The organism is Inquilinus sp. NPDC058860, from assembly GCF_042743185.1.
In the GTDB taxonomy this organism is placed as follows: domain Bacteria; phylum Pseudomonadota; class Alphaproteobacteria; order DSM-16000; family Inquilinaceae; genus Inquilinus.
This window is the reverse complement of sequence record NZ_JBHYMS010000046.1, coordinates 1-18,886: the sequence shown is the minus strand read 5'-3', so window position 1 is coordinate 18,886 and position 18,886 is coordinate 1. Positions and strand designations below refer to the sequence as shown.

Annotated in this window: 10 protein-coding genes; 7 read left to right on the top strand and 3 right to left on the bottom strand. The window is 68.2% G+C overall.

Translation table 11 applies throughout. From position 1 onward, the window contains the following. The first annotated feature begins 88 nt into the window (after nt 1-88). The 3 genes from ACFW16_RS26050 to ACFW16_RS26040 all read left to right on the top strand — a co-directional run bounded on the left by ACFW16_RS26050 (nt 89) and on the right by ACFW16_RS26040 (nt 3,857). Nucleotides 89-2,464: a family 78 glycoside hydrolase catalytic domain gene (locus ACFW16_RS26050; protein ID WP_380310568.1), complete on the top strand. Its 2,376-nt coding sequence runs from the start codon at nt 89-91 to the stop codon at nt 2,462-2,464. Nucleotides 2,465-2,738: 274 nt separating this feature from the next. Then, nucleotides 2,739-3,026 (top strand): ribbon-helix-helix domain-containing protein, encoded by a 288-nt coding sequence (locus ACFW16_RS26045; protein WP_380310566.1) that lies wholly within the window; start codon nt 2,739-2,741, stop codon nt 3,024-3,026. Nucleotides 3,027-3,116: 90 nt separating this feature from the next. Further along, nucleotides 3,117-3,857, top strand: coding sequence for a hypothetical protein (locus ACFW16_RS26040; RefSeq protein WP_380310564.1), 741 nt, complete (start codon nt 3,117-3,119; stop codon nt 3,855-3,857). Here ACFW16_RS26040 and ACFW16_RS26035 read toward each other — a convergent pair. From ACFW16_RS26035 to ACFW16_RS26025, 3 genes are all read right to left on the bottom strand, one after another. Next, nucleotides 3,829-5,637: an adenylate/guanylate cyclase domain-containing protein gene (locus tag ACFW16_RS26035; protein WP_380310562.1), complete on the bottom strand. Its 1,809-nt coding sequence runs from the start codon at nt 5,635-5,637 to the stop codon at nt 3,829-3,831. The two genes, ACFW16_RS26040 and ACFW16_RS26035, sit on opposite strands and share 29 nt — an antisense overlap. Nucleotides 5,638-5,653: 16 nt before the next feature. After that, on the bottom strand, nt 5,654-10,495 hold the full coding sequence (locus ACFW16_RS26030) for a PKD domain-containing protein (protein ID WP_380310560.1): 4,842 nt from the start codon (nt 10,493-10,495) through the stop codon (nt 5,654-5,656). Between the two features lie 82 nt (nt 10,496-10,577). After that, on the bottom strand, nt 10,578-12,935 hold the full coding sequence (locus ACFW16_RS26025; RefSeq protein ID WP_380310557.1) for a FecR domain-containing protein: 2,358 nt from the start codon (nt 12,933-12,935) through the stop codon (nt 10,578-10,580). 850 nt (nt 12,936-13,785) lie between these two features. Here ACFW16_RS26025 and ACFW16_RS26020 point away from each other — a divergent pair. The 4 genes from ACFW16_RS26020 to ACFW16_RS26005 all read left to right on the top strand — a co-directional run bounded on the left by ACFW16_RS26020 (nt 13,786) and on the right by ACFW16_RS26005 (nt 18,800). Then, nucleotides 13,786-15,069, top strand: coding sequence for a peptidoglycan-binding protein (locus tag ACFW16_RS26020; protein WP_380310555.1), 1,284 nt, complete (start codon nt 13,786-13,788; stop codon nt 15,067-15,069). 267 nt (nt 15,070-15,336) lie between these two features. After that, nucleotides 15,337-16,131: an EAL domain-containing protein gene (locus tag ACFW16_RS26015; protein ID WP_380310646.1), complete on the top strand. Its 795-nt coding sequence runs from the start codon at nt 15,337-15,339 to the stop codon at nt 16,129-16,131. Nucleotides 16,132-16,212: 81 nt separating this feature from the next. Next, nucleotides 16,213-17,409 (top strand): FIST signal transduction protein, encoded by a 1,197-nt coding sequence (locus tag ACFW16_RS26010; RefSeq protein ID WP_380310553.1) that lies wholly within the window; start codon nt 16,213-16,215, stop codon nt 17,407-17,409. Beyond that, on the top strand, nt 17,406-18,800 hold the full coding sequence (locus ACFW16_RS26005; protein ID WP_380310551.1) for a sensor histidine kinase: 1,395 nt from the start codon (nt 17,406-17,408) through the stop codon (nt 18,798-18,800). The genes ACFW16_RS26010 and ACFW16_RS26005 overlap by 4 nt, the downstream gene beginning before the upstream one ends. The last annotated feature ends 86 nt before the right edge of the window (nt 18,801-18,886 follow it).

The following is an 18,886-nucleotide window of genomic DNA, read 5'->3' as shown; positions in this document are numbered from 1 at the left end:
CGCGCCGATTTCCGGTTGTCAAACGGCGAGGTCTGTAGAACGATACACGTAGAACATTCTACACACTGATGTCCGGGAGAAGCGGGGAATGCAGGAGATCGCCACGGCGCGCGTCCGCAGCGGTGCAGGGGACGCGCCGGGCTGGTCGGCCGAGATGGTGCGGCCGCTGGCCGACCGGGGCGTCGGCACGCCGTCCTCCTTCCTGCGCAAGGACTTCGCGCTCGACCGGGTGGCGGGCGACGAGGTGCTGCGGATCAGCGCGCTCGGGCTCTATCGCTGCTTCATCAACGGCCGGCGCGTCGGCGACGACCTGCTGACCCCCGGCTGGACCTGCTACGACAAGCGGCTGTCCTACCAGAGCTACCGGGTCGGCGACCTGCTGCGGGCGGGGGAGAACCGGATCGAGATCTGGCTCGCCGACGGCTGGCTGCGCTCGCAGATGATGTGGCGCGGGCTGAAGAAGTTCAACGTCTGGGGCGAGCACATCGCCGCCATCGCCGAGCTGCGCGGCAGCTCCGGCGCGGTCCTGCTCGCCACCGATGGAAGCTGGGCCAGCGGCGAGCTGCCGGTGCGCCAATCGGGGATCTATTTCGGCGAGATCTACGACGCCCGGGTCGAGCCGCAGGCGACGGCCGGCGGCGCGGTGCTGCCCTTCGACGCCTCGGTGCTGATCCCGCACGAGACCCGGCCGGTCCGCGAGCGGCCGCCGCTGCCGGTGGTGAAGTCCTGGCCCGACGGGGAGGGCCGGACGATCCATGATTTCGGCCAGAACAGCGCCGGCTACGTCGCCTTCACCGTCCGGGGCGAAGCCGGGGCGCGCGTCGTCGTCGAGCATGCCGAGGTGCTGGACCGCGAGGGCCGGTTCGACAACGCCAACTTCCGCACGGCCGAGGCGCGGCTGGAATACGTGCTGAAGGGGCAGGGCGAGGAGTCCTATCGCCCGGTCTTCACCTTCCAGGGCTTCCGCTACGTCCGGGTCGCGGTCGAGGGGCGGGCCGAGGTCGCCTCGATCGTCTCGGTCCCGATCACCTCGGTGGGCGAGCCCGTGGCCGCCTTCGTGTCCGGGCACCCGCTGGTCAACCGCCTGGTCGAGAACACGATCTGGTCGCAGCGCGCCAACTTCATCGAGGTGCCGACCGACTGCCCGCAGCGCGACGAGCGCCTGGGCTGGACCGGCGACGCCCAGGTCTTCGCCGGCGCCGCCTGCTATCTGCACGACTGCCGGGGCTTTCTCGGCAAATACGTCCGCGACGTGATGGCGGACCAGCGGCCGGACGGCGCCATCCCGCATGTCTCGCCCGACCCGACCCGGATGAAGCCGGAGAACTTCGTCAACTTCGCCGGGTCGACCGGCTGGGGCGACGCCATCGCGATCATCCCCTGGACGCTGTGGCTGCATTACGGCGACCGTGCGATCCTGGAGGAGACGCTGCCGGCGATGGTCCGCTGGGTGGACTTCGTCTGGTCGATCAGCGACGGGCCGATCGTCCGGCCGCCGCCGGGCCGCGACCGGCGCGGCTTCACCTTCGGCGACTGGCTGCAGCCCAGCGGGCCGACCGAGAAGCCCTGGCCCACCATCGGCGACGACGCCGCGGCGACGATCTACCTGTTCATCGCCGCGACCCTGACGGCCCGGATCGCCCGGCTGGTCGGGGAGGCCGAGACCGCCGAGCGCCTGGCCGGCATGGCGGAGGAGGTGCGGCGGGCTTTCGCGCGGGAGTTCATCACCCCCTCCGGCCGCCTGCTCTATGACGACCAGACCTCCTACGCGCTGGCGTTTCTGCACGGGCTGATCCCGGAGGAGCACAGCGAGGCCGCGAAGCGATACTTCAAGGCCGCGGTCGAGCGCACGGGCGGCCGCGTCGGCACAGGCTTCATCGGCACCCCGGCGCTGCTGCCGGCCCTGGTCGCGATCGGCGAGCGCGAGCTCGCGGGCCGGGTGCTGCTGCAGGAGGACGTGCCAGGCTGGCTGTACCAGGTGAAGATGGGCGCCACCAGCATCTGGGAGCGCTGGGACGCCATCAGGCCCGACGGCACGATCTTCGAGCCGGCGATGAACTCCTACAACCACTACGCCTATGGCGCGATCTGCCAGTGGCTGTTCGAGGGCGTGGCCGGCTTCCGCCCCGATCCGGGGCGGCCCGGCTTCCGGCACATCGTGTTCGAGCCGACCATCATCCCGGCGCTGTCGCCGGTCGCCGCCCATCACGACACCGCGGCGGGGCGCGTCTCGGCCGGGTGGTCGGCCGACGGCGACCGGGTGACCTATTCGGTCACGGTGCCGGACGGGGCGACGGGGGCGCTGCGCCTGCCGCCCGAATACCGCGACGTCGCGGTCGACGGCGGGCCCGCGGCCGGCGACCCTGCCGGGGCCGGCGTTCCGCTCGCGCCCGGCAGCCACAGCATCACCTTCAGGATCGGGGGAGGACGAGATCGATCTTCGCGGCGATCACCCGCGGCCTGAAGGTCGTGCTCGGGCTCACGCTCGGCGTGCTGCTGACCTTGCAGGCATGCCCTCGCCGATCCGGCGGTTGATCCGTCACGACGAGGGCTGACGCAACGCGAGGCCCGCCGAGGACGGCCACACGTTACGACGGATGGTCGCCTTGCGTCGTATCGCCTGGCCACGGAAGGGGTAGCTCATCAATCAAATTGAATAATCGGAAAGCTGAATTTCGAGCTTTTGCATATTTCCTGTTGAAGAAATACTGGGATGGTCTTTAAAATTGGTGAAAATAATGGGCCGATCCACTCATTTTCGGGTGATGAACCCACTTGAGCCGCATACCCGGAATGTCACGATTGGTGGAAACCGCACCAGCATCCGGCTGGAGCGGCAATTCTGGAGCGGGCTCGAGGAAATCGTGACGCGAGAGGGCGTTCCCATGAACGCCCTCGTGAGCCGGATACGCGCCTCGCAACGGGGTGACGGCAGCCTGTCCAGCGCGGTTCGCGTCTTCATCCAGGCCTACTTCTTTGCGCTGGCCCACAATCGCCGTCCGGTCGTCCCAAGGGGCTTCGCCTAGCGGAGCCGGACCTGGCACAGCCGGGCCGCGCAGCATCTCCGCCGATGTCCCGGATCGGACGGGCATCGCCGACCGCATGGGCGGGGAGGCATGCATGGCCGGGACCCACCCAATTGCCGAATTGCCGGACCCGGGCCGTGCGGCGGAGAGTTGATGATCATGGCCGAGTCCGCATGCCGTCACGGATTGCGCCGGGTTGCCGAAACGCCGATACGCGTCGGCGGCCGCTGCCTTCGGGCGGCGATCATCGTGATCGCGGCCGCAAGTCTCGTCGACGGCGCGCAGGCCCAGCTCCAGATCGACCCGCCGCCCCCGCTGCCGAGCCCGGCCCGGCCACCAGGGAAGCCGGTCCCGGCCTACCCGCTGGTCAAGCCGGGGCTGCCGGCACCGGGACCGGGAATCGGGCAGCCGGCACAGCCCGCGCCGGGGGAGCACTCCGCTCCGGCCAGTGTCCGCGTGCGACAAAGCAAGACGCATCCGAACGGCATGACCATCTCGGTCGACACCGTGAGCTTCCTGCCCTCCAGCATCGTCGTCGATGTCGAGATCTTCAATCCGGGCATCGACCGGCGGCGGCTCAACCCATCCGGCAGCCTGCTGCTGACCGACGACCGCGGCCGGAACTATCCCTTCCTTCCCCCGCCGGACAATCCGGAGATGCAGATCGCGCCGCGGTCGCATGTCTTCGGCCGGCTGGTCTTCCTCGGTGGGGTCAACTGGCAGGCGCGGTCGCTGCGCCTGACGATCAACCATCCGCTCGGCAGCCCGGCCGACCGCATGACCGCGACACCCCTGTTCCAGTTCAGCCTGCCGGCGGAGCCGCGGTCCTAGCGTCGTCCTCGCCCCAGGCGGCCACCCGGCTCGCCGGGTGGATGTCATAGACCCTGAGCGGCGCGCTCTTGCCCTTGAGAGCGATCGGATCGAGGGCGCGGGACAGCAGCGGCAGGTCGGGCTGCGACGTCGTCGCGGCCTCGACCGCGGCGGCGGTGGCGAGAGTCTGCCGGGGCTTCGCCGCCGAGCACAGGCGGGCGGCGACATTGACGCGGTCGCCGAGCACGGTGAAGTCCATGCGGTCCCTGGCGCCGATCGCCCCCATCACCACCTCGCCCATATCGATGCCGATGCCGATGGAGAGGTTCCGGTCGGGGTTGGCGGTCGACAGATCGGCCATGTGCGCCTGCATCGCCACCGCGCAGCGAAGCGCGTCGGCCGCCATGACGGGCCCCTGGAACACGGCCATGATCTGGTCCCCGACGAATTTGTCGATGTCGCCGTTATGGGCGGTGACCAGATCGGCCAGCGCCGCGAGATAGAAGTTCAGCGTCTCGATCACCGTCTCCGGGTCGCGGCTTTCGGCGAAGGCCGTATAGCCGCGGATATCGGCGAAAAGGATCGCGACCTCGCAGCGGCTTCCGCCCAGATGGACGCCGGTCTCGTCCGAATGCTGGATGGCGTCCATCGTGCCGTGGGACACGAATTTGATGAGCTCGAAGCGTTCGTTGATCTGCACGATCATGTGGTTGATGCGCTTCGCCAACTCGCCGATCTCGTCCCGGGAGCGCACGGTCCTGACCTGGACGTGGTAGTTCCCCTTCGCCACCTCATTCGCGGCCTCCCCGATCGCGAGGATTGGCCGGCTGATGCGATGGGAGAACACCGCCGCTCCCAGAACCGCGACGACGAGCCCGCCGACCACCCAGAAGAACAGGCTGTCGATCATGACGTCGGCGGCGTAGTAGGCGTCCGCCTCCTTCTGTTCGACGATCACGGCCCAGTCGAAGCTGCGGGTGAAGGCGAAGGTGCCGAGCATCGGGGTCCCGTCCGGCCGCAGATAGGTGTCGACGCTGATCGTGCGGGCGCGGTTGCCCTCGCGGGCGGCCAGCGCCTCGCCGACGATGTCGCGCCGGCCCAGCTGCTTGACCCGGCCCGATTCGTCCAGCTCGGTGTCGAAGAGCTTCCGCCCCTCGGCGTCGATCGTGGTGATCATGCCGACCTGGCGGAAGGGCTGGCTCATGATGAAGCTTCGGATCCGGCCGAGATCGATCCTGGCCGAGAGCACGGCGCGCGCTCCGCTGAACCGGCTTTCGAGCGGCAGAGCGACAGTGGCGAGCCAGGTCTCGGTCTTCGGCTCGTAGATGACGGCGGTGATCCGCGCGGCCGCCTCCTCGTCGGCAGCCGCCGAGGCCAGCATCGCCTCCGGCGGCGCCCGCAGCACGTTCAGGGGCTGGATGCCCGCCTCGGTGAGCCTCGTGCTGAAGCGGTCCTGCGAGATTACCAGCGGCAGCCGGCCGCCATCGAGGGTGATCTGCAGGGCGACGATGTCCGGCAGCTGGGCGATGCCATGGGTCAGGATCGCGACCTTCTCCCCTATATTGATCTTGTCGCTGTCGATGGCGCTGCGGATCAGGAGGAGGGGGGCCAGCCAGGCGCGCTCGTAGATATCATCGATCTGGCCCGTCACCTCGCCGACGGTGGTGACCAGCCGCTCATTGGCGGCGCTCTTCATCTCGTCGCGGGCGATCCGGATCAGCGACTGCCCGGCGAACAGCAGCGGCAGCGCCGCGATCAGCACCGAGAACAGCAGCAGCTTGCGGCGAAGGCTCAACGACATGACATCGGCCCCGCCGTCACTCCCGAGCTTCCGACGACGGCACCTTGGTCACCAGCATCGGAGCGCGCCGGCGGACCGTGACGATCGTGTCGTCGGTGGCCACGCCGCAGGGCAGGCCGGAGCTGTCGGTGACCGTGAGCTCCACCGGGATGTCGCCGGCCTGCCGGAACAGGTGGCGGACGCGTTCGCCCGACTCGGTGGTGCCGTCGCCGATCCGCCAGACATGCGTGAGAGCGCCGCCGTCGGGGTCCCGGGACCCCGTGCCGTCGAGCAGCACCGCATCCGCCGCGCCGCCGATGAAGGCCTCGAAGGGGGGGCCGGCATCGGCGACCGGCGGTGCATTGACCACGATCGGCACCGACCGGCGGGTGGCCGCGCAGCTCGACTCCGTGTCATCCGTGACGGTCAGGGCCACGTTGTAGGTTCCCGGCGTCTCGAAGACATGGGTGGCGGTCGGGCCCCGGGCGCCGCTGCCGTCGCCGAAATCCCATTCATAGCGGACGATGCGGCCATCGGAATCGTAGGACGAGGTGCCGTCGAAGGCGACCTCGGCCATCGGGCAGACGGCACGCTGCGGACCGGGCATCGCCACCGGGGGCCGGTTGACGTGGAGGATGCGGGTCTGCGGCCGGCGACTGCTGGCCAGGTCCCGGCCGTCATCCGGGATGACCGTCACGTCGTAGCGGCCCGGGGTCTCGAAGCGCCGGACGAAGCTGTGAGCCCCGTCCGTCGTGCCGGCGTTCTGCCAGCCGTCCCCCATCGGCTTCACCGCCGCCGCCCCCTTGACGACGAGGCGGACATCCTCGCCGGTGCAGGCCGCGGCCGGCAGCACGATCCCGGGCGCGGGCGGCGGACGCACGGCCAGCATCGTCTCCACCGTCGTGGAGGAGTTTTCAACGCCGGCTTCGTCGGTCACCGTCAGACGAACCTTGTAGGTCCCGGCGGCCGCGAAGCGGTGGTTGACCCGGATGCCCTTCGCCGTGCCGCCGTCCCCGAAATCCCAGTCATAGGCCGAGATCGCCCCGTCCGGATCGTGCGATGGGCCCGCATCCAGCAGCAGGTCCTCGCCCTGGGAGGCGCTTTCCGGCGCCGCGATCACGGCGACCGGCGGGGCGTTGACGGCCACGACATGGGTGGCGGCCACGCGCTGGCAGGTGGGCGAGGCGGAATCGCTGGTCACGGTGAGGGTGACCTTCTTCGGGCCGGGTTCGGTGAAGACGTGGCTGACGGTCGCGCCTTCGGCAGTGGCGCCATCCCCGAAATCCCAATGCCAGCCGGTGATCCGGCCGCCCGGCATGTGCGAGCCGGAGCCGTCGAAGGCGACCTCGCCGAGCGGCGCAGCCGGACGGGCGCCGATCGTGACGACGGGTCCCTGCAGGATCCTGACCGCCATCTCATCGGTCGAGTGCGGGTCGCATTGGCCGACGCGCTGCCCTTCGATCTTCAGGAAGACCCGGTATTCGCCGGGATGCTCGTAGACATGGCTGGGCTTCTCGCCGATCGCGAACCTGCCGTCACCGAAATCCCAGTCGTAGCGCTTGATCGTCCCGTTCGGATCGAAGGAGCGCGAGGCGTCGAAATCGATCGACGACATGGCACAGGCCTTGATGTCCGGGCCGGCATCGGCCGACGGTCCCTGGTCGACCTTGACCGACACCCTGTCGGCATCGACGCTGTTCGCGAGGTTCGCGCTGTCCCGCACCGACAGGGTGACCGGATAGACGCCGCCGCTGCGGTAGGTCTTGGTCGGGTTGACGATGTCGGAGCTGGTCCCGTCGCCGAAATCCCAGGCGTAACGCAGGGCGCCGCCCTGGGGATCGAGGGATTTCGATCCGTCGAAGGTGATCACGTCGCCGGTGCAGACCTGGCGATTGCCGCCCGCATCCGCCACCGGCGGCTGATGGATGACGAGGGATCTGGCGGCCTGGTCGACGGAGTTGTGCAGGCTCTTGCCGTCGTCGACGACGAGGATGATCGGATAGGTGCCGGCCGCCGCATAGGTGTGCTGGATCCTGGCGCCGGTGGCCGAGGCCCCGTCGCCGAAATCCCAGCGATAGGTGAGGGGATCGCCATCCGGGTCGATCGAGGCGGTGCCGTCGAAGGAGACGATCAGGCTTTCGGTCACGGCGTCGCGGCCGGCATCCGCGACCGGGGCGTGGTTGACCGCGATGCCGATCTCGCGGGAATCGAAGCCGTTGGAGGCGCCGCTGTCGTCGGCCACGGTGAGGCGGGCGGTGTAGAGGCCCGGCGCGGTGAACCGCCGCTCGACCTGCGCGGTGGAGACCGGGGCACCGCCGTCGCTGAAATCCCAGCGATAGCTGACGATCCGGCCGTCCGGATCATAGGAGGTGGCGGCGCTGAGCCGGACCGGGTCGCCCGGCGCGGTGATCAGGTCGCCGCCCGGATCGGCGACCGGCGCGGCGTTGACGGTGATCCGGGCCTCCTTGTAGTCGACGGCATCGGCATCGCCGCTGTCGTCGGTCACCGCCAGCCTGACATCATAGATCCCCGGCCGGGCGAAACTGTGCGATGCGATACGGCCTCGGGCGCTGCTGCCGTCACGGAAATCCCAGCGATGGTCGGCGATATCGCCGTCCTGGTCGAGCGAGCGGCTGCCGTCGAACACCACCTTCTCTCCGGGCGCGACGATCCTGTCCGGCCCGGGATCGGCCACCGGGCGGGCATTGATCACCACGGTCATGCCGTCGCTTGCCGAGTTCCATTTGGTCCCCGACCGGTCCGTCACCGTCAGGCGGACCGGGTAGCGGCCGGGGGCCTCGTAGACATGGGTCGGCCTGGGGCCGCTGCCGGTGCGGCCGTCGCCGAAATCCCAGGCATAGTCCGCAATCGCGTCGTCGGAATCGGAGGAGCCGGTGCCGTCGAAGGCGACGGCGCTGGCGGTGACCAGCTGATCGGGTCCGGCGATTGCGACCGGGGGATCGTTCACGCGCACGCTGAGCGTGCTCTCGCCGGTCGCCGAACTGGTTCCGGAATCGTCCCGGACGGTGAGCTGTACCCGATAGACGCCCGGCCGGCTGAAGGCATAGGTGGTCTTCTGCCCCGTCCCGGTGTCGCCATTGCCGAAATTCCAGTCCCAGATCAGGAGGCGCCCGTCCGGGTCGCTGGAGGCGGAGCCGTCGAACACCAGCGGTTCGCCGACGGCGGCCGATTGGTCGTGGCCGGCGATCGACACGGGCGGGGCGTTGACGACGATGGTGGTCGTGGCCGCGGCCGTTGAATCGGGCAGCCCGGCATCGTCTGTCACGGTCAGCCGGACGATGTAGGTGCCGGGCCGGTCATAGGCATGGGCCGGCTGCGCAGCGGTGCTCCGCGTGCCGTCGCCGAACTCCCAGGCATAGGCCGTGATCCGGCCATCGGCATCGAAGGATTGGCGGGCATCGAAGGCGATGGTCTCGTCCACCGAGACGCGGCGTGCGGGACCGGGAACGGCGACCGGCGGCGTGTTGACGACGATGGAGACCTCCGCCGTGTCGGCACCGCAAGGCTGGTCGGAGCCGTCATCGACCGTCAGGCTGGCCAGGTAGCGGCCGGGCTTGTCGAACCGCCGGCCCACCTTGGCGCCCTGGAGCGTGGCGCCGTCATTGAAGCGCCAGGTCAGGCGCTTGATCGGCAATCGGCCCGCGACCGATGTGCTGCCGTCGAAGGCGACATCGGCGCCGACCGAGGCGGAGCGGGGAGCCTCGATGCTGGCCTCCGGAGGCACCGGCACATCGACCTGGACATCGGCTGCGGCGCCGTCGCCGATCCTGGCGGAGGAGCCGAGGACCTCCAGCCGGGCCATGTACCGGCCCGGCGATCCGTAGTCGTGGCGGACGAGGGGGCCTTCGGCGGCGGAACCGTCGCCGAAATCCCAACGATAGGTGAGATGCCCGCCCTTCGGGTCCACGGACCGGCCCGCGTCGAAGGACACCGACCCGCAGGCCGCCAAATCCGAACGGTCGATCGCCGGTTTCGGCCGGACCAGGGCCGGCCAGAGCGTCACCGGGAGCTCGAAGCGCACCGGATTGCCGGCGCCATCCGCGATCATGAAGGTGGCGTCGTTCGGCATCTCCACGCCGCGGCCGAATTCGAGGGCGGCGTCCGCTCCGCCGGCCCCGGAGGCGAGGGGAAGCTCGGTCGCCTGCCATTTGTCCTGCCCCGATGCCTTGAGCGGGACGGAGGTGAACGCAGTCGTCAGATCGAGGGTGCCGAAGGCCAGATCGAAGTTGTAGACGACCAGCCGGTCGGCCCCCGCCGGCGGGCGGAACCGCAGCTCGGCGAAGGTTCTCTGATCGGGGACGCGGACCACAGGCCGATAGGCGAAGATCTCCAGCCCCTCGGGCTGCATCTGCCGCGTCTCGCGGGCGCTCACCGCGACGTCGAAGACGTTGCCGGCCGCGCCCTCCAGGCCCTGCACCAGCAGGCGAAGGATCCGGCGCCCGTCGACGGCGTCGCCCCGGCGCGGATCGACGACGGCCACCGTCTTCCACTGGCCCACCGCATCCGGCTCGTCGCCGAACACCTTCTCCGCGATCAGCGTGCCCGCGGATGCCTGCTCCGGCGGTGGAACAGCGGGGACGAGCGGGGGGAGCGAGAAGGCGCCGGGGCCGCCAAACACCGCGTAGCGGGTCCGGCTGGCCCCGGGCGGGCCCATCGACTGGTCGTATTCCGCGCTGATTCCGGGGTCGAACACATTGATCCACAGCCGTTCGGTCGAGCCCTCGGGCACGCTGATGTAGATCGTCTGCTCGCGATAGAAGTCGCCTTCCCGCGAGAGCGCCTTCGGGCCATAGGTGATGAGGGCCGGCCTCTCGTCGGCCTGCGCCGGCGATACGGATCCGCCTGCCAGAATGGCCATGACGACGACGAATGATGATGCTCCCGTCCGACCTGCCCTCATGCTCATGGTCCCATCGTGCCTATCCGAAGCGATCTCCCGTTCAGTCGATGCGGTACGACTGCCGATTGCCGGCCGCATCCGTCAGCTCCACCGTCCGAACCGCCGCCGATCTCAGCTCGCCGCGGGGGACAGGAAGCGATCCCTGATAGGCCTGCGCGGCCCGATTGAACCGCAGCACGGCATCCGCGGTCCCCGACCCGTACCCCACGGTCGCGAGCGCGGTCGCCGCCAGCCCCGAAGCGTCGGAGGCGCGGATCTCGATCGCCGCGTGGGAACCGGCATCGCCCGCTTCGGGCGTGAGCTTCGCCGCCACGAGGCGGGGCGGATCCTGGTCGAGCGTGACCGTGAACCGGGCCACGTCGCTGTTGCCGAGTGCGTCGACGGCGACGAGCTCGACCGGGTTGTCGCCGACGTGCAGGCTGACGATCTCATCGAAAGCGCCGTCCTTCAGCCCGGCCTCGCTGCCATTGATGCGCAGCGTCGCGTCGGCCTTGGCCACCAAGCCTTTGACGAACAGCGTTTCAGACGCGGTCAGGCGGGGCAACTCCTCCGAAAGAGTGATGGTCGGCCGTTGGCGGTCGACCGCGATGTCGATCCCGTGCGCGCTGCGGAAGCCCGAGGGCGCGGTCACGACGATCGAGAGCGCCTCCTCGTCGGCGCCGAGCCCGATGTTGAGGGCGAAGCGGCCCTCGGGGTCGCTGGCCGTCGATCCGCGGAGGGCGCCGTCGGCGCCGACGACATCGATGCGGGAGGCCGGCTTGGTGCGGCCTGCAAGGGAAACGGTGTCGCCGGCGGCCAGCACCCTGCCCGCCGGATCCCGGGGCACCGACCCGTCCAGGACGACCGCCTCGGACCGGTCCGGCATGAAGCTGAAGCGGTGCTGCAGCCGGGTGAGATTTCCCGCAGGGTCGGTGGCCACGACTTCGACCAGGTTGTCGCCCTCACCGGCCGTCATCGGCCCGGCAAACCGCCCGGCGGCCGTCACCTCGACCCGACGGCCGTTCACGGAAACGGCGGCGTCCGGTTCCGTCTCGCCCCGGATCTCGATCGCGGAGTCGCGCTCTATCCCGCCCTCGCCCGGCGCGTCGATCCTGAGATACGGTGCGAGCGTGTCGATCACCACCGTGAAGCGCCAGGGGGTGCTCCGCTCGCCGGGCAGGCCGAAGGCGTCGAGGGCGGAGACCCGCCAATAATAATCGCCGGGGGGCAGATGCCCGGTGCGGAACGCAGGTTTCCGAAGCCCGAACTCCGAGACGAGCATCGTGTCGAACGACTGGTCGGCCCCGATCTCGAGCCAGTAGCCTCCGGCGCCGTCCAGGCTGGTCCAGGCGAGATCGACGGATACCTCGTAGGCGACGTCGTCATCGGCGGGCGTGGAGAGGCGAGGCGCGTCGAGCACGTCGCGTTTTTCGGCGGCCTTGCCGTTCGTGGATAGGACGAGCCCCTCGTTCCGACCGAGCACGACGGTTTCATCTCTGGCCACGACGGCAACGGGGCGATCGTCGTAGTTGGTGAACTTGGCACCGGCATCGCTGCTGCTGACCCAGAAATCGCCGGACTCGATGCGGGCCTTCGCCTCGGGGATGTCGACGGCAAAGCTTGTGCGCCCGCTCTCGCTGGCGAGCAGGGCGTAGAAGTCGCCTTCGACCAAGCTGACCTTCGCCTCCTCCTGGCGGGTCAGCGGGTCGTAGCGCATCTGCTGGATGATCGCGTTCGAGTTGGCGTTGAGCCTGAGCCTGCTGGCGTCGCGGAAGGTGAGCTGGGCGGTCGATCCCGACAGGGTGCGGACCTTTTCCTGCTCCACCAGGATGGCGCGGAGCTTGACGTCGTTCCAGGACAGATCCTTCGGTCTCCGGGCTTCGACCCATCCGTTCTTGTCGCTCAGCAGCGCCTCGGCCGCCTCGTCGCGCCGTTGTTCCGAGATGGCGAGGGCTCTTGCCGCCTCTGAACGGGATTCGAGCGCAAGATCTTTGGCGTCGACCCAGGCGCGCTCGACGCGACGGCCGAGCGCCCGGTCGTAGAGGCCGATGGCGCGGCCGATCTCGTCCGGCGCGAAAAGCTGGGCCCCCGCCAGATTGGCCAGCCTGATCTGGTCGGCGCAGCGGGCGAGGGCGCGTTCGGCGGCAGCGATGAGATCGACCGGGATTCTCAGCGGCTGGCCCGGGGACAGATGCGCGACCGAGGCCACATCACTGGCCTCGAGGATCTCGGGCCAGAGATCGGGATCCCCCAGATACCGCTCCGACAGCTGCCGGATGGTCTGGTTGGGCTCGAGGCGAGCTTCGATGGTCTCGGCCCGGGCGTCGGGAAGCCAGGCCGCGAAGACAGAAGCCACCAGGGCCAGACCACCGAAAGCTGCCCGTTCGGCCCATCTGATGCGGATGGTGGCGCAACCCAAGGATACCTCCGGACCAAGCGAAGGATCTCAGTGGCTCCTCTGAAAACCATGAGGACTCAGGTGGAGCCCATGTCGGATCGAGATTGTTTCTTTCGATCTATCCTTCAGAAAAATCAGTTAATTGTCTCATAGGCTCGAAGATCATCAAAGAGGAAGAAATGTCCTGTCGAGAGATGGCGGCAGCCGATGTTCCCGTATCGCTCGGCCGGAGGCTCCGGATCGAAGCAAATGCATCGAAGCATCCGCCGATGACGGCGTCTGTTCAGTCGAGTTCCTGAGGTGGAAAAGGCCGCCTGCAAAGGCGGCCTTTCCAGCTCCCAGCGTCCTTTCCCGATCCGTCAGCACGGGCAAGAATATTCTATCCGCGAAGCCGTGTGTCGGGTGACGGCCCGAACACATTCATTTCCTCGGCCGAAGCATCCAAATAATAACATTCCAATACGACGGTCCAATTACCTCTTTCGACGTAGGGGCTCTAATCACCAAGAACGAGCGTCGTGAAGAACGCGGCTGACCCTCGCCGGCCATTGATTCGCCGGTTCGGCCCGGTGCGAAGCAATCATGGAGTAGCGGGGGGAAAGAAGTAGCGCCTTTGACCCGCGGATGGGCTCCCTTTTGAGGATCGGCTCAGAGCGGGGTGATCGCCGAAAGTACATCTAGGTCGAAACCGGCCGCGCATCTAGGCTTTCACTCGGGAATTGATGGGCTGAGACGTCCCCGCTGATCAGCCTCGCAACTCCTCCACATGGGACCGGGCGAGCACGATCCGACACCAGAAGAAGGCGGCTTGCCCGGTCTCATGCCAATTCGGCGAGGCGGCGGGAGGCTTCGAAAAACGGGTGAGGAGTTGGTGAGATCTCCGGTCGACAGCGACATCCGGCTCGACCGCGCACCGAACGGCGCCCGCAGTGCCGCCTCTCGCTTCATGGTCGCGGTACTGCTTATCTCCGCCGGCAGCGGCTGCTTCGCTGCGGAAGGGCCGGGAGCCCGCCGGGCCGAAGCCGGTCCTCTGGCTGCAGGTGCCGAAGAGCCACAGGTATCCGGCTTCGCAAGCCCTCCCGCAGCCGCGGCTCAGCAAATCACGCCCGCAGGTCCGGAGGGCGCTCCGACAGCGGCTGCAGCATCGCCGCCGGGAACCGGCACTGCCGCCGTTCCGGCCGACGATCGGGCTGCGGAGCTGCTGCTGCCCGACAACGCCTCTGCCGAACTGCGCAGCCTGGCGCTCAGGGCCGTCGCCGGTGAAGCGAACGCCGAACATGATCTCGGTACCTTCTACGCGCTCGGCATCGACGTGCCGCGGAATTTCGAGCGCGCCGCCTACTGGTATCGTCTATCCGCGGATCAGGGCGTGGCCAGCGCCGCATACAATCTCGGCGTGCTGCTGGAACGAGGCGCTGGCTTGCCGCGCGATCCGGAAGGGGCGGTGGCACGCTTCCGCGAAGCCGCTAAAGCCGGGCACGCCGGCGCGCTGAACGCCTTGGGCCTCGCCTATCGCGACGGCTCGGGCGTGGTGCGCGACCCGGCGGAGGCGCTGATCTGGTTCCGGCGGGCCAGCCTCGGCGGCAATCCGCGCGGCGCCTACAACATGGCCAGGCTCTACGAGAGCGGCGAGCTTGGGGCGCCCGATCCGCAAGCCGCCGCCGGCTGGTATCGGGTCGCGGCCGATGCCGGAAGCGAGCAGGCCGCGGCGGCGCTGGCGAGGCTGCAGGCCGCAGCCCATGGTGACGGTCCGGCCGCGCCGCGCATCGGATTTGTCAGCCTGGCGCCGCAAGCCTGCCCTCTCGTTCTGGACCGGACCGGCATGCCCGCCGCCGACCCGATCCTCGATGATCTGGCGGCGCAGATGGCGGGCCTGCCGCCGCCTGGCCCGGCCGAGGTGATCCCGGCGTCCGCCCCGGCAGCACGATCTGCGGCCAGGCCGCAGCGAGCCACGGTGGCTCAGATCAAGGAGATCCAGCAGCTGATGGCGAGGATGAATTTCGATGCGGGGCCGATCGACGGTCTGGTCGGGCGCCGGACCCGGGCCGCCATCGCCCGCTTCCAGCGGAGCCAGGGCCTGCCTGTCACGCGGCGGGCTTCGATGGAGCTGCTGAGCGCGCTTCGCGCGGCCACGCTGCTGGCCAGCAAGGACTGACCGAAGGCGGGTCCTGCGCCGTCAGCGTGCCGATCGCGTTGCACAGCTCATGGCCGGCAACCACCTCGTTGCGCCGCGCCTGCACCAGGCTGAGCCGGGCGTTGGGGGCGGGCACTCAAATCGCTTCTTCTCAAATATGCTCCGCTTATCTAAAATTTTCGGATTCGGCGTCGTGTCCCGATGTCAGTCTGCTTCGTTCGGAAATTGGATGCGCCTCGATGTCATTGAGGATCCCGATTGGCAATATCCAGTCTTGGGAGATAGGTCATTATTCGTCTTCGCCGCGGATGGAAACAGGGGCTGCCGGGAAGAGCGGATCTCCTGACCGCGCGTCAGGCAAGGCAGTTTTTTCTTGTGTTCCAGCCGATTGTGGCGATCTCCGATGGCGATTTGTGGGGCTTCGAAGCGCTGATGCGCTGGCGCCATCCGACCCATGGCGAAATAGCTCCCAGCATCTTCATCCCGGTTGCCGAGACGACCGGCCTCATCGCTCATCTTGGTGAGTGGGCGCTCCAGGACGCCTGCCGACAGGCGGCCTCCTGGCCATGGACCGCGCAAGTCTCGGTCAACATCTCCGCAGCGCATATTCGATCCGGCGCTTTCCTGTCGGCGGTGATGGCGGCGCTGGCCGCCGCCAAACTGGCTCCGACGCGCCTGGAGCTCGAGATCACGGAATCGGTTCGGCTCGAGGCATCAAAGGAAATCGCCGGGGTGTTCGAGCAGCTGAGGAGCCTGGGCATTCGGCTGGTGCTCGACGACTTCGGCACCGGCTGGGCTTCCCTCGACATGCTGCGCCGTCTTCCGTTTGACGGGCTGAAGATCGACCGGTGTCTCGTGGCGGATCTGCCATCCAATCCGCGTGCCGTCGCGATTGTCCGCGCCACGATGCAACTCGCGAGGGAGCTGGACCTCCGCGTGACGGCCGAAGGCGTGGAGGATGCAACCCAGCTGCGGATCCTGCGGGATCTCGGCTGCGAACGGCTGCAAGGGTTTCTGGTTGCGATGCCGGAACAGAAGGCGGCGGCGCCGAGCCGGGATTTTTGGCGTGTGCCGATGCAGTGATCGATGGACAAGGACAGATGTCCTGCCGCTGAATGGATGGCCCGCGGGCGCCGCCGGGTGCCTGATGGCCGGGGAGGCTGAATGGTCGCGATTGGTCATGGAAGAAGCGTCTCGGCTACGACAGCGATCGAGCAGTGTCGTGCGACGTTGGGGGATATCGTCCCGCAACTGCTGCTGGTGTTTTGCGGCGGAAAGCATGACGGCTCCGACGTTGTCGAGGCGCTCAGGACCACATTCGGGGATACGGTCGCGATCGTCGGCGGATCGGCGGCCGGCGTCATCTGGCGAGACGGCCTCGGCTACAGCGGATTGGAGGTCGGGCTCGTCGCCTTCGCAGCGGATGATTTCCCGCCGCAGATCTTGGTCAACCGCGATCTGCGGCAGGGTGAGCGCGCCGCTGGCTTTTCGCTCGGACAAAGGTTGGCCGAAACCGCCGAGCAGGACTCCGTCGTGCTGATGTTCTATGATAGTGTCGCTGACCCGTCGCCGCTGCGTCTGCATCCGGCGAGCGATCTGGTCGAGGGGCTGCAGTCGGGTCTTGCCGGCCACAGGATCCGGCTGATCGGCGGGGGGACCCTGACCGACATGAATCTGTCCGATGCCTGGGTGCTCGACGGCACGACCGTCACCAAGCATGCGGCCGTCGCGCTCGTCTTCCCATCCGGGCTCAAGGACGAGACCGTCATCCTGCACGGTTGCCGCCCAGTCAGCACCTTCATGGAGATCACGCGCATCGAAGGGGCCGAGGTGTTCGAACTCGACGGCCGGCCGGCGCTCGAGGTGATCGAGCAGATGCTGGGTGTGACGCTGGGCGCCACCTCATCGCATGACCTGTCGCTGATCGCCACGCTGGGCGAGAAGCAGGGGGATCCCTACGCAGCCTATGACGAGAACAGTTACGTCAACCGTCTGATCCTGCGCGCCAACCGGACCACCGGCTCGATCACTTTGTTCGAGAGGGACTTCCGCCTCGGCACGCGGGTTCAGATCATGTCCCGGGACAACGCGTTGATGCTCGACAGCGTTCGAGACGGCATCAGCGCGATCAACCAGGTGCAGCGGGACGGACAGCCTCTTCTGGCGATCTATATCGACTGTGCGGGCCGCGCCAGCGCTCGCAGCGGTGCCGCGGTCGAAGAGGCCCGGCTGGTGGCGGACCACCTCGATCCGTCGATTCCCTTTCTCGGCTTCTATTCCGGCGTCGAGATCGCGCCCTTCGACGGCTACAGCCGGCCCCTGGACTGGACCGGCCTCCTGACCGTGTTGTCGGCACGATGAACGGCGGCCCGCGAAGGACTGTCGGCGTATCGCCCGGTCAGCTGGAACGGGAGCTCGCCTATTACCAGCGCGAGTGCAACGATCTCGGCGCGCGCCTGCTGCGGCTGCAGGAGGAACAGAGCCAAGCCTTCCGGGAGGCGCGGCGCAGCCGGACGCTGGCCAAGCTGATCCGTGAAGCCCACCGTCTCGCCGACACGGTGATCGGGCCGGAGGATCTCGGCGATCAGATCCTGGAGATCGTCGTCGACAATGCGATGTGCGACCGTGCGGCGCTTCTGGTCGAGGAGACCCCCGGCAGCCGGACCTTTCGTGTCACGCATGCCATCGGGCTGCGCGAAAAGGCGGCCGCGCCGATCACTCTGCCGAGCGTTCCCGACTTCTTCTTCACCACCGCTCAATCCAGAATCGAGCCGCCGGCTTATGAGCTTACGGGCATTCTGCAGCTGCCCTATGTCCTCTGGGCGTACGATCGCACGACGGGCCAGGCTCTGATGATCGGCAACCGGTCCGAGGCGAATGTGAGCCGGGCTTTCGAATCCGGCGACCAGGAGCTCATCGAAGGTGGCCTCTCGGTCTATATCGACGTGCTGGCCCGCAAGCAGGCGGAGCAGGAGCTGCGGCGCGCCATGCATGCAGCGGAGCAGGCCGACGAGGCGAAGGCCGCCTTCCTCGCGACGCTGAGCCATGAGCTGCGGACGCCGCTGAACGCCATCATCGGTCTGGCCGACATCCTGTCCGCGAGGCGTCCCTCCGGCCTGACCGTCGAGCGATCCGTCGCCTATGCGACGGAGATCGGCGGCTCGGGCCGCCATCTGCTGCGCCTGATCAACGATATTCTGGACTATTCGGGCATCGCCCGGGGCCATCTCGCCATCCAACCCGAATGGATCCGCCTGGAGCACGCCGTGGCCGCCGCCGTCCGGGCGGCGCATGGCATGGCGGCGGAGCGCGGCGTCGCCCTGTCGATGTCGCCGATTGATCCGGCCTTCGGTCTCCTCGTCGACGGGGTTCGCTTCCGCCAGATTCTCGACAACCTGATCGGCAACGCGATCAAGTTCACGCCGCAGGGAGGGCGGGTCGTCGTCGATGTCGAGATCGGAACGGACCGATCGATCCAACTCCTGGTCACGGACACCGGGATCGGGATGCGGTCCGAGGAGATCGCGATCGCGATGGAGCCGTTCCGTCAGCTCGACAACGCGTTGACCCGCAAGACAGCCGGTACCGGACTGGGGCTGCCGATCACCAAGGGCCTTGTCGAAGCCCATGGCGGCTCGCTCGTGATCACGAGCGAGCCGGGAGGCGGAACCACCGTCCGTGTCATGTTCCCTGCGGCGCTCGGCAGCCCCGGGCGGGCCGCCCCTCCGAAGCCGGCTGATCCGGCCGGCTAGGGCCAATCGACATTCAGCCTTCCCAGAGCTGAATGGTGCTGAATCAATACGTTCCGGATTTGCTGATTCGGAGCGAAGGGATGGGG